10 protein-coding genes and 2 pseudogenes are annotated in these 10,918 nt (G+C 66.3%); 4 read left to right on the top strand and 8 right to left on the bottom strand.

Going from position 1 to position 10,918, the window contains the following annotated elements:
* The 3 genes and pseudogenes from ACU0BR_RS14700 to ACU0BR_RS14710 all read left to right on the top strand — a co-directional run.
* Nucleotides 1–580 (top strand): annotated as a pseudogene (locus ACU0BR_RS14700) (hypothetical protein); the annotation flags it as partial.
* Between the two features lie 32 nt (nucleotides 581–612).
* The gene (locus ACU0BR_RS14705) at nucleotides 613–1,854 is read left to right on the top strand and encodes a bifunctional folylpolyglutamate synthase/dihydrofolate synthase (RefSeq protein ID WP_446157591.1); all 1,242 of its coding nucleotides are present in this window, start codon (nucleotides 613–615) and stop codon (nucleotides 1,852–1,854) included.
* 110 nt (nucleotides 1,855–1,964) lie between these two features.
* The gene (locus ACU0BR_RS14710) at nucleotides 1,965–2,423 is read left to right on the top strand and encodes a hypothetical protein (protein WP_446157582.1); all 459 of its coding nucleotides are present in this window, start codon (nucleotides 1,965–1,967) and stop codon (nucleotides 2,421–2,423) included.
* 29 nt (nucleotides 2,424–2,452) lie between these two features.
* Here ACU0BR_RS14710 and zapE read toward each other — a convergent pair whose 3' ends face one another.
* Nucleotides 2,453–3,520, bottom strand: a complete 1,068-nt coding sequence (gene zapE, locus ACU0BR_RS14715; protein WP_446157583.1) for a cell division protein ZapE — start codon at nucleotides 3,518–3,520, stop codon at nucleotides 2,453–2,455.
* A 111-nt stretch (nucleotides 3,521–3,631) separates the two neighbouring features.
* Between zapE and ACU0BR_RS14720 the strand changes: the two genes are divergently transcribed.
* Nucleotides 3,632–4,882: an MFS transporter gene (locus ACU0BR_RS14720; RefSeq protein WP_446157584.1), complete on the top strand. Its 1,251-nt coding sequence runs from the start codon at nucleotides 3,632–3,634 to the stop codon at nucleotides 4,880–4,882.
* Nucleotides 4,883–4,892: 10 nt separating this feature from the next.
* Here ACU0BR_RS14720 and ACU0BR_RS14725 read toward each other — a convergent pair whose 3' ends face one another.
* The 7 genes and pseudogenes from ACU0BR_RS14725 to ACU0BR_RS14755 form a co-directional block, all read right to left on the bottom strand.
* Nucleotides 4,893–5,819 carry an ornithine cyclodeaminase family protein gene (locus ACU0BR_RS14725; RefSeq protein ID WP_446157585.1) on the bottom strand — a complete coding sequence of 309 codons (927 nt, stop codon included), beginning with the start codon at nucleotides 5,817–5,819 and terminating at the stop codon, nucleotides 4,893–4,895.
* Nucleotides 5,816–6,436 carry an HAD family hydrolase gene (locus ACU0BR_RS14730; RefSeq protein WP_446157586.1) on the bottom strand — a complete coding sequence of 207 codons (621 nt, stop codon included), beginning with the start codon at nucleotides 6,434–6,436 and terminating at the stop codon, nucleotides 5,816–5,818. Before ACU0BR_RS14730 ends, ACU0BR_RS14725 begins: the two co-directional genes overlap by 4 nt.
* Nucleotides 6,433–6,891, bottom strand: a pseudogene (locus ACU0BR_RS14735) (YaiI/YqxD family protein). Before ACU0BR_RS14735 ends, ACU0BR_RS14730 begins: the two are co-directional and overlap by 4 nt.
* Nucleotides 6,888–7,715 (bottom strand): S-formylglutathione hydrolase, encoded by an 828-nt coding sequence (gene fghA / locus ACU0BR_RS14740; RefSeq protein ID WP_446157587.1) that lies wholly within the window; start codon nucleotides 7,713–7,715, stop codon nucleotides 6,888–6,890. Before fghA ends, ACU0BR_RS14735 begins: the two are co-directional and overlap by 4 nt.
* A gap of 41 nt (nucleotides 7,716–7,756) precedes the next feature.
* Nucleotides 7,757–8,692, bottom strand: a complete 936-nt coding sequence (locus ACU0BR_RS14745) for an AEC family transporter (RefSeq protein WP_446157588.1) — start codon at nucleotides 8,690–8,692, stop codon at nucleotides 7,757–7,759.
* 124 nt (nucleotides 8,693–8,816) lie between these two features.
* Complete coding sequence (locus ACU0BR_RS14750; RefSeq protein WP_446157589.1) at nucleotides 8,817–9,545, bottom strand: NYN domain-containing protein; 729 nt, start codon at nucleotides 9,543–9,545, stop codon at nucleotides 8,817–8,819.
* The gene (locus ACU0BR_RS14755) at nucleotides 9,545–10,657 is read right to left on the bottom strand and encodes an S-(hydroxymethyl)glutathione dehydrogenase/class III alcohol dehydrogenase (protein WP_446157590.1); all 1,113 of its coding nucleotides are present in this window, start codon (nucleotides 10,655–10,657) and stop codon (nucleotides 9,545–9,547) included. Before ACU0BR_RS14755 ends, ACU0BR_RS14750 begins: the two co-directional genes overlap by 1 nt.
* Between the last annotated feature and the right edge of the window lie 261 nt (nucleotides 10,658–10,918).

The raw sequence follows: 10,918 nt of genomic DNA on the forward strand, positions 1-10,918 counted from the left end.
GGCCGGGCTGCCCTACATCGTGGTGCTGACCCATCCCACCACCGGCGGCGTCACCGCATCCTATGCGATGCTGGGCGATGTGCAGATCGCCGAGCCCAACGCGCTGATCTGCTTCGCCGGGCCGCGCGTGATCGAGCAGACCATCCGCGAGAAGCTGCCCGAGGGATTCCAGCGCGCGGAATACCTGCTGGACCACGGGATGCTGGACCGGGTGACCCACCGCACCAAGCTGCGCGAAGAGCTGATCGCCATCACGCGGATGCTGCTGAACCTGCCGCCCGAGATCAAGGCGGACCTGCCCGCACCCGATCCGGCGGAACTCGCCGACACGACGCCCGCGGCCGATACCGCCGCCGCGCCCACGTCGCCCAGCGACGCCGCGGCCGGATCGGAAATCCCCCCGCGCGGTGCGGACACGGCCGGGGAGGCCGCCACCGAAACCGCCTCAAGCCCGGCGCAAGAGCCCGGCGCGCGCCCTGCCGGTGACGCCGACGGCGCCGCACGGGCCGCCGCACAGGCCGCCGCCCCGGCCTCCGGCGACAAGGACGCCAAGGCCAAGCCGAAGGACGCGCCGAAGTGAGCCAGCAGCCTTCCGACGCCATTCTGGCGCAGATGATGACGCTGCATCCGAAGATCATCGACCTGACGCTGGACCGGGTCTGGCGGCTGCTCGGTGCGCTCGATCATCCCGAACGCGCCCTGCCCCCGGTCATCCATATCGCGGGCACCAACGGCAAGGGGTCGACCCAGGCGATGATCCGCGCCGGGCTGGAGGCCGCAGGCAAGCGCGTGCACGCCTATACCTCGCCGCATCTGGCGCGTTTCGCCGAACGCATCCGCCTTGCCGGACAGATCATCGAAGAGCCCGAGCTTGCCCGCGTCCTCGACGAATGCAAGGCGGCCAATGGCGGTGCGCCGATCACCTATTTCGAGATCACGACCGTCGCGGCGCTGCTGGCTTTCGCCCGCACCCCGGCCGATCACACCTTGCTGGAGGTCGGGCTGGGCGGGCGGCTCGACGCGACCAATGTGGTGGAGCGCCCCGCGCTGACGGTGATCACGCCGGTCTCGGTGGACCATCAGCAATATCTGGGCGAAACACTGCCAGAGATCGCGGGCGAAAAAGCCGGGATCATCAAGCGCGCCGTGCCCTGCGTCGTCGGTCCGCAGCAAGACGCCGCGCTCGAGGTCATCGAGGCGCGCGCCGAAAAGCTCGGCGCGCCGCTGTTGGTGCACGGCCAGCACTGGCACGTGGGCGAAGAGCGCGGGCGCATGATCTACCAGGATGAAAACGGCCTGCTGGACCTGCCGCTTCCCAGCCTGATCGGCGCGCATCAGGTGCAGAATGCGGGCACCGCGCTGGCCGCGCTGCGCCATCTGGGCGCCGACGCCGCCGCCTGCGAGGCGGCGGTGCTGCGTGCCGAATGGCCCGCACGGTTGCAACGGTTGAAATCCGGCCCGCTGGTCGATCTGGCCGAGCGTGCGGAGCTGTGGCTGGATGGCGGCCACAACCCCGCGGCGGGCCAGGCGCTGGCCGAGGCGCTGGCGCGGTTGCCGGCCCGGCCCACGCATCTGATCTGCGGGATGCTCAACACCAAGGACATCGGCGGTTACCTGCGGCCGCTGGCCCGCAGCGCCGAAGGCCTGTGGTCCGTATCCATCCCCGGTGAAGCTGCAACGCTGAGTGCGGCGGAGACCGCCGCGGCCGCGCGTGCCGCGGGCTTCGCGCAGGTGGTCGAGGCCCGCGATCTCGCCACAGCGATAGACGGCATAACGGCGGCGCAGCCGCTGGCGCGCATCCTGATCTGCGGATCACTCTACCTGGCGGGCACTGTGCTGCGCGACAACGGCTGATTTGCAACACCGGCCCCGGCAACGGGACCGCGCCGGATTTTTGCCCCGACACGGCCACAATTGCGCCTTATGTTCGGCCGGATCATTGATTTTGCGCCGGGATATTTCAGATGCGCGACTTTTTCATTACCGCGGGCGCCGGCATTCATGACTGGGGCATATGGCTTCTCGACCGCCTCGGGTCGCTCTTTCTTACCGGCTACGGCGCCTACGCAGAGAGGGCGCAAGGGCTGGCCCGCACCTTGGCCGAGGTCATCGACCCGCTGAAACCCGCGATCGCCGCATCCCTGCGGATCGACGCGCTGGATTGCAGCGGCAACGGCTGCGTGACCGACATCGTCCTTATCCCGGTCATCGTGGTGCTGCTCAGCTGGGGCGCATTTCTGGCGCTTGTTTACGGTTTGCGGCGGCTGATGGGGGCGGCGGGGCGGCGGCCGCTGGTGTTGCAGGGCGTGGTGTTGGCGGTGCTTCTGACGATGGTTTCCGCGGCGTTCGAACTAGGCGACGACATCGCGCTGCTGCGCGACGCAGGGCTGGAACTGGCCGAAACGACACTCGCGCGGCTGTAAGCCATCGCGCGCGGCGCCGCGATCTGGCGCTATCCGCCCCAGTCGGCGCCCTGCATTTCGCGCAGCCGCGATGCCGTGCGCTCGAACTCGAAGGAGCCTTCGCCTTCGAGGTAGAGATGTTCGGGCTGCGCCTGCGCCGAGCAGATCAGCCGCACCCGCGCTTCGTAAAGCGCGTCGATCAGGGTGACGAAGCGTCTGGCCTCGTTGAAATTGGACCGTCCGAGGCAGGGGATGTCTTCCAGGATCAAGACGCGGACGGCGCCCGCCAGTGCCAGATAATCCGCCGGACCCAGGGGTTGCGCGCACAGATCCCAGAAGGTCGCGCGCCCGATTCCGTTACGGAACGCGGGAATGCGCAGCGCGTGCCCTTTGACCGTAACTGTCAGCGGCTTTGCGTCGCCGCCGGTCAGATCCTGCCAGATCGCCTCGATCGCGGCACGGGCCTCGGCGTTTACAGGGGTGAAGTAGCGCGGTTCTCCGGCGAGCCTGTCCTGACGGAAATCGCGCGGCCCCTCCAGCCGATAGACCTGCATATGCGTGCGCAGAAGATCGATGAAGGGCAGGAAAATCTGACGGTTCAGACCGTCCTTGTAAAGATCGCCCGGCTCCCGGTTCGAGGTCGCGACAACGACCACCCCGTCGCGGAAGAGCTTCTCGAACAGGCGCCCCACGATCATTGCATCGGTGATGTCGGTGATCTGGACCTCGTCGAAACACAGCAGACGCGCGCTTTGCGCCACCTGTTCGGCCACGGGTGCGATCGCGTCCTCCACCCCGGTCTTTCGCGCTTCGTGCAAGGCGGCGTGCACCTCCTGCATGAAGCCGTGAAAATGCACGCGCCGCTTGTGTTCCAGCGGCACCGAGGCAAAGAACATGTCCATCAACATGGATTTGCCGCGCCCCACGCCGCCCCACATGTAGAGGCCCTGCACCGGCTCCCTTTGCTTGCGGAACAACGACAGGCCGCGCCGCTCGCCCTGGGCCGCGATCCGGTCGGCCACGGCCTGCAACTGATCGACGGCCTTTGCCTGGCCCGGGTCCGCATCGAGGCGGCCGGCGGCGATCTGCGCGGAGTAGTGCTCTTTGATCCCGGTCATGCCGCAAGGCTTTAATCCCCCGCCCGCCACAAGGAAAGCGCCCCTGCCAGTTTTTCGATTGACCGCCCTGCGCGCGCCGATAGGTTGAGCCACCGTCAGGAAAGCCGCCACATGTCACCCGCCCCCGCGCGCACCGCGCTTTTCACCCCCGTCCTGATCGCCGGCTGCGTCATCATGCTGGTCAGCTTCGCCGTGCGCGCCTCCTTCGGGGTGTTTCAGATTCCCATCGCGCAGGAGTTCAACTGGCTCCGCAGCGACTTTTCCCTCGCCATCGCGATCCAGAACCTGGCCTGGGGCATCGGGCAGCCCCTCTTCGGCGCCTTTGCCGAGCGGTTCGGGGACCGCCGCGCCATCGTGCTGGGCGCGTTGTGCTATGCGGCGGGGCTGATCCTGTCGTCCTATGCCGTCACCCCGGGCGCGCATCAGCTGCTGGAAATTCTGGTGGGGTTCGGCATCGCGGGCACCGGGTTCGGCGTGATCCTTGCCGTTGTGGGACGCGCGGCCACGGATGAGAACCGGGCGATGGCGCTGGCGGTGGCGACCGCTGCCGGATCGGCGGGTCAGGTCATCGGCGCACCCGTCGCGGAATACCTGCTGGGCTGGATGAGCTGGCAGTGGGTCTTCGTCGTCTTTGCCGGGGCGGTTCTCGCTTCGCTGCTGATATTGCCGCTGATGCGCGCGCCCGCCCCCGCGACCCGCGCGGAGCTGGAGGAATCGCTGGGCCAGATCCTGCGCCGCGCCGCGCGCGATCCGTCCTACGGGCTGATCTTCGTCGGCTTTTTCTCCTGCGGCTATCAGCTGGCCTTCGTCACCGCGCATTTTCCCGCGCTGGTGACGCAGATGTCGGCGCCGATCCCTGCCGGAGGCTTCCTGGACTCCATCGGCATCGGCACCACCGCCGCGCTGGGGGCTGCGGCGATATCGCTGATCGGGGTGGCCAACATCCTCGGCACGCTGGCCGCGGGATGGGCGGGCAGGCGCTATTCGCGCAAATACCTGCTGGCAGGTATCTATTCCGCGCGCACCATGGTGGCGGCCCTATTCATCATGACGCCGATCACCCCGGGCACCGTGCTGCTGTTCTCGGTCGGGATGGGGGCGCTGTGGCTGGCGACGGTGCCGCTGACCTCGGGGCTGGTCGCGCATATTTTCGGGCTGCGCTACATGGGCACGCTTTATGGCATCGTCTTCTTCAGCCATCAGCTCGGCTCGTTCCTGGGGGTGTGGCTGGGCGGCTGGCTTTACGATGTCTACGGCAGCTATGTCACCGTCTGGTGGATCGGCGTGGGCGTCAGCGCCTTTTCGGCGATCGTGCATCTGCCGGTACGCGAAAACCGGACCCCGACAGCGGCAGCGGCATGATGGCGGCTTCTCAATCGCTGGCGCAGCGATCCCAGCAGGCGAGGATATAGCGGCTGGTCATGAGATCCAGATGCGCGCCGCCGCCGTTCTTGAACAGCGTGATCTCATCGTCGCCGCGGCGCGCGAAAATCCCCGAGGCGATATCATAGAAATCCGCCACGATATCGGATGGGTCGATCACGCCCTGATCCAGCGGGATCTGCATTTCCCCGATATGGCCGATGGTGGTGGCGCGACTGTCCACGAAGATCCGCGCCCGCCGCAGCGCCGCATCGTCGGCTTCGCGCATGTCGGGGCGGTAGGCGCCGATCAGATCCAGATGCTGCCCGGGGCGCAGCCACTCTCCCCGCAGGAAGGGGCGTGTCGTCATCGTGGCCGAGGTGACGATATCGGCACGGCGCACGGCCTCCTCCAGATCGGTCGCGACCTCGGTGTCGGGAAAATCGCGCGCCAGCGCCTCGGCCCGCGCGGCGGTCCGGTTCCAGATCACGAACCGCGCGCCAGGGAACCCCTGCCCGTAGGCCAGCCGCAGGTTGCGCGCCACCGCCCCCGCGCCGAGGATCAAGATGACGCGGCTGTCGGGGCGCGCCAGCAAGCGCGCGGCCAGCAGGCTGTCGCCCGCTGTCTTCCATTTGGTGACCAGCGCGAAATCGAGCAATGCCTCCGGCGTGCCGTCGTGATCGGAAAACAGGCTGACGCCGCCGCCGACGGCATTCAGCCCCCGGTCGGGGTTGCCCGGAAAGATGGTGGCGGTCTTGACCGCGATGCCCAGCCCGTCGATCCAGGCCGAACGCGACAGCATCGTGTCGGCGCCGCGATAGAGAAACGTATCGCCGATTTCCGCCCGCGGCAGATCATGCCCCGCCACCAGCGCGTCGCCCAACTCGCGCCAGTTCAGCAGGGCATCCGCATCGGGACCGATCAGCCGCATGGTCAAGGCGCGGCCTCCGCCTCCGACAGGAGGCCTTCGGCAACGAGCCGCGCCGCCCAGCCCGTGGGCCCGTCGAACAGATGCGTGTGCCATCCGCGCGCGGCGGCGGCGTCGATGTTGTCCTGCCGGTCGTCGGTGAAAAGCATTTGACCGGGGCGCAGGCCGCTGTCTTCCTCGACCATCTCGAAGATACGCGACACCGGCTTGATCAGCCCCATGTGCCCGGAAATGTAGCGCCGGTCGAATTCGCCCAGAAACGGGTAATGGGTTTCGGCATGGGCAAAGCTGTCGATGCCGAAATTGGTCAGCGCGAAGACCGGCACACCCTTGGACCGCAGCGCGCGCAGCAACTGGATGGAATGCGGGATGACGGGCTGGGCCAGCTCGATCCAGCGGTCGTACCAATGGCGGATCTCTTCGCGCCATTCGGGATGCGCCTCGGCGGTTTCATAGATCACGTCGCGGAAATTTTCGCCCCGGTCGACGCGGTTGTTCATTTCGTGCAGATCCACCGTCTTGAACATCTCCCGGCGGCGCTCCTCGCCGATCTCGCGGTCGTAGAACCGCTCCGGCTGCCATTCGATCAGCACGTTGCCGATGTCGAAAACCACTGCGTCGATCATTGCGTCGCTCCCTTGGTTGCCGCGATCCTCAGCGCCCGGTCCAGCGCGTCAAGAAAGCGCGCGCGGTCCTGCTGTGCGAAGGGGCGCCCCCCGCCCTGGCGAAACGGATCTGCCGCGCGCAGGTCCGACATCAGGTCTCTGGTCGCCAGCGCCTGACCGATGTTGGCCTCGGTCAGGCGCTCGCCATCATGTTTCAGCACCTGCGCCCCGGCTGCAACGCATTTCGCCGCCAACGGAATATCGCCGGTGACGACCACATCCCCCGCGGCCGCGCGTTCCGCGATTCACATGTCGGCCACATCCGGCCCGTCGGGCACGAACACCGTTTCCACCAGCGGATTGCGTGACGGGCGCAGCCCGCCGTTGCACACCAGCCGCACACCGACCCGGTGCCGGGTGGCGACCTTTTCGACCTCTGCCTTGACGGGGCAGGCATCGGCATCGACGTAGATCATAGCGAATAGAGCGCCTCGGCGTGAAAGTTCACGTGATCCTCCATGAAGGTGGAGACGAAGAAGTAACTGTGATCGTAGCCGCGCTGCATGCGGAACTGGCCGGGCTGCCTGCGCGTCATCATCGCTTCGGCCAGGCACTCGGGCTTCAGCAGGTTGAGAAACTGGTCCGTGGTGCCCTGGTCGATCAGCACCGGCCCGTCGAAGCCGCGGCTTTTCATCTGGATGGTGGCGTCGTGGCGGTGCCACTCCTTGTCGCCCAGATAAGCCAGCAACTGCTTGCCGCCCCATTCCGAATGCGACGGATGCGCGATCGGCGCGAAGGCGCTGACCGATGCGAAGCGACCGGGATGCGCCATCGCCAGCGTCAGCGCGCCGTGCCCACCCATCGAGTGGCCGGTGATCGCCTGACGCTCACGCTCCACCGGAAAATTCTCGAACACCAGATCCGGCAGCTCATCGGCCAGATAGCTCCACATCTTGAAATTGGCCGCCCAAGGGCTCTGCGTGGCATCGACGTAGAACGACGCCCCCTGCCCCAGATCGTAGGCCGCATCGTCGGCCACGTGATCGCCCCGCGGTGAGGTGTCGGGAAAGATCACTGCGATCCCCTGTTCGGCCGCCCAGGCCTGCGCACCCGCCTTGGTCATCGCGTTTTCATGCGTGCAGGTCAGCCCCGAGAGATACCAAAGCAGCGGCACCGGGCCTTGCCGGGCCTCCGCTGGCAGGAACAGCCCGAAGGTCATGTCGCAGCCGCAGCAATCCGAACGGTGTGAATAAACGCCCTGCGTGCCGTCGAAGCACCGGTTTTCTGACAGGGTCTGCATGGTAACCTTTCCTCCTTGGTCGCCCCGGACGGTCCGCGCCTTCAGACGGGCAACTTGTTGATCCAGGCGACCACCCCCGATACCGACAGGATGCTGAGCACCGTGGAAACCAGGATCGCCGCCGACACCCGCTGCGGCGCCACGCCGTAGTGCTGGGCGAGAATGTAGACGTTTCCAGCAACAGGTAGTGCTGCGGCCGCAATGGCAACCGCACCATTGCGCGGGTCGACCGGGAACACCAGCAGAACCGATGCGGCGATCGCCAAAGGGTGCAGCACGAGCTTGCAGAACGACAGCCAGCCCGCCACGCGCAGCCGCTCCGCCGATTTGCTGGCCAGGGAGGCGCCGATGGCGAACAGCGCGCCCGGCGTCGCCGCCGCGCCCAGCAACACCAGGAATTCGTCGAGCGGGGCGGGCATCGGCAGTTCCAGCGCGGACCAGCCGAACCCCAGCGACAGCGACACGATCATCGGGTTCGCCAGCAGACCAAGCCCGACCGTCCGAAAGATGCCCAGCGACATCCGCCCATCGCGCGATCCGGTGATCAGGATCACGATCAGGCTGCCGAACACCAGAAGATCGACGCTGAGCACCATGATGATCGGGCCGACCGCATCGGGCCCCAGCAGCAGCGCCAGCATGGGCACGCCCAGAAACCCCACGTTGCCGATCACGGCGCATTGTGCCTCCACCGCCGCCTCGGCCACGCTAATGCCCCGCCAGAAGGCCACCCCCTGCGCCAGCAGGTAGACCAGCGCCGTTCCCCAGGCGTAGGCCAGCATCAAAGGCCAGTCGAGAACCTCCGACAGCGAAAGACTCGCCGAAAAGCGGAAAAGCATGGCCGAAAGCGCGAAATAGAAGACGAATTTCGTCAGATAGGCCGTCGCCTCGGGGGTGAAAAACCCGCGCCGCGCCGCCCCGTAACCCAGGGCGATAACGGCGAAAAACGGCAGGGTCTTGAGCAGGATCGGCAACATAGGCAGCGGCTAGCCCAAGATCGGGCGCGCTGCAAGTTGCCATCTGCAAGGGCGTGCAGCATCCCCGGTCGTGGGCGCGGGGCACGCGCCGCGACTGTGGCCCGCGACAGCCGCGACGCCATGCTCAGTCCAGCCTGCGCACCAGATACTGATTGCCGCTTCCCTTGGTCATCTCGAACACTTTCAGATCCGCGACCAGATCCGACAGCTTTTTCCGGCCATAGGTGCGCGTGTCGAAATCGGGATTGGCGGCGGTGATGAACTGCCCCAGCTGGCCCAGCGAATACCAGTCGTCATCCTGGTCGATCGCATCCATCGCCTTGACGATCAGATCCCGCGCCTCCTGCAGGGGCTTGGCCTTCTGCGGCTCCTGCGCGGGCTTTCTGGTGCTGTCGGGGGCCTCGTTCTCTTCATCCCCGATCAGGTTCTCGACATAGATGAAGCGCTTGCAGGCCTTGCGAAACGCCTCCGGCGTCTTGCGCTGGCCGATACCGAAGACATCGAGCCCCTGCTCACGGATGCGGCTGGACAACCGGGTGAAATCGCTGTCGGAGGAGACGAGGACGAACCCGTCGAACCGACCGGAATGCATCAGATCCATCGCGTCGATCACCAGCGCGATATCCGAGGCGTTCTTGCCCACCGTATTGGCGGGCTGATGATGCGGCACGATGCCGAAATCGGCCTGCCGCGCCGACCACCCCTTCATCTGGGGGCTGGAAAAGTCGCCGTATATGCGCCGCACGCTGGCCTCGCCAAGCGATGCGATCTCCTCGAAGATCGCCTTTGCCCAGCGGGCCGACGTGTTGTCCGCATCGATCAACACGGCCAGCAGCGGCGTGGCCCCGGCCATCAAAAGACCACGACCGAACGGATGGAGTCACCTGCATGCATCAGATCGAACCCCTTGTTGATATCCTCCAGCCCCATCGTGTGGGTGATCATCGGATCGATCTCGATCTTGCCGTCCATGTACCAATCCACGATCTTGGGCACATCCGTGCGCCCGCGCGCGCCGCCGAAGGCCGTGCCCCGCCAGACCCGGCCGGTGACCAGCTGGAACGGTCGGGTCGCGATTTCGGCCCCCGCGGGCGCCACGCCGATGATGATCGACTCGCCCCAGCCCTTGTGCGCGGATTCCAGCGCCTGGCGCATCACGGTGACGTTGCCCGTGGCATCGAACGTGTAATCTCCGCCGCCGCCGGTCAGCTCCACCAGATGGGCGACGATATCGCCTTCCACCTTGTTGGGGTTGACGAAATGGGTCAACCCGAAGCGGCGCGCCATCGCCTCCTTGTCGTCATTGAGATCGACGCCGACGATCTGATCCGCCCCCGCCAGCCGCAGCCCCTGAATGACGTTCAGACCGATGCCGCCCAGCCCGAAGACAATCGCCGTCGAACCGATCTCGACCTTGGCGGTGTTGATCACCGCGCCGATCCCGGTGGTCACGCCGCAGCCGATGTAGCAGATTTTGTCGAACGGCGCGTCCTTGCGCACCTTTGCCAGCGCGATTTCGGGCAACACCGTGTGGTTGGCGAAGGTCGAGCAGCCCATATAATGCAGGATCGGCGTCCCATCGAGCATGGAAAACCGGGACGTGCCATCGGGCATGACGCCCTGGCCTTGCGTGTCGCGGATCTTCTGACACAGGTTGGTCTTCGGGTTGAGGCAATATTCGCACTCGCGGCATTCGGCCGTGTAAAGCGGAATGACGTGATCGCCGGGCTTCAGCGACGTCACGCCCGGTCCCACTTCCAGAACCACCCCGGCGCCCTCATGGCCAAGTATCGCGGGGAACAGCCCTTCGGGGTCGGCGCCGGAGCGGGTGAATTCATCCGTGTGGCAAATCCCGGTCGCCTTGATTTCCACCAGGACCTCGCCCGCTTTCGGCCCCTCCAGATTGACATCCATAACTTCCAGCGGCTTGCCTGCTTCCAGGGCGACGGCGGCACGTGTGCGCATCAGCGAACTCCTTATCTGCGTTGCGCCGAGAGTAAAAGCTGGGCAGCCGAAAGCAACCGCAATGCACCGCATAGCCGCGCCGACGACAAATTCCGCCGCCCCTTTCGCACCCGGCCACCGGGATAGCCATGGCGCCCACGCCCGCGTTCGCGCAGACCGATGACCGATGACCGATGACCGATGACCGATGACCGATGACCGATGACCGATGACCGATGACCGATGACCGATGACCGATGACCGATGACCGATGACCGATGA

The sequence above is a fragment of the Brevirhabdus sp. genome, from assembly GCF_052826345.1.

Excerpts from the sequence above, each read along its gene's own strand:
- ACU0BR_RS14705 (WP_446157591.1), top strand. The coding sequence starts at position 613 with ATGATGACGCTGCATCCGAAGATCATCGACCTGACGCTGGACCGGGTC.
- ACU0BR_RS14710 (WP_446157582.1), top strand. The coding sequence starts at position 1,965 with ATGCGCGACTTTTTCATTACCGCGGGCGCCGGCATTCATGACTGGGGC.
- zapE (WP_446157583.1), bottom strand. The coding sequence starts at position 3,520 with ATGACCGGGATCAAAGAGCACTACTCCGCGCAGATCGCCGCCGGCCGC.
- ACU0BR_RS14720 (WP_446157584.1), top strand. The coding sequence starts at position 3,632 with ATGTCACCCGCCCCCGCGCGCACCGCGCTTTTCACCCCCGTCCTGATC.
- ACU0BR_RS14730 (WP_446157586.1), bottom strand. The coding sequence starts at position 6,436 with ATGATCGACGCAGTGGTTTTCGACATCGGCAACGTGCTGATCGAATGG.
- fghA (WP_446157587.1), bottom strand. The coding sequence starts at position 7,715 with ATGCAGACCCTGTCAGAAAACCGGTGCTTCGACGGCACGCAGGGCGTT.
- ACU0BR_RS14745 (WP_446157588.1), bottom strand. The coding sequence starts at position 8,692 with ATGTTGCCGATCCTGCTCAAGACCCTGCCGTTTTTCGCCGTTATCGCC.
- ACU0BR_RS14750 (WP_446157589.1), bottom strand. The coding sequence starts at position 9,545 with ATGGCCGGGGCCACGCCGCTGCTGGCCGTGTTGATCGATGCGGACAAC.
- ACU0BR_RS14755 (WP_446157590.1), bottom strand. The coding sequence starts at position 10,657 with ATGCGCACACGTGCCGCCGTCGCCCTGGAAGCAGGCAAGCCGCTGGAA.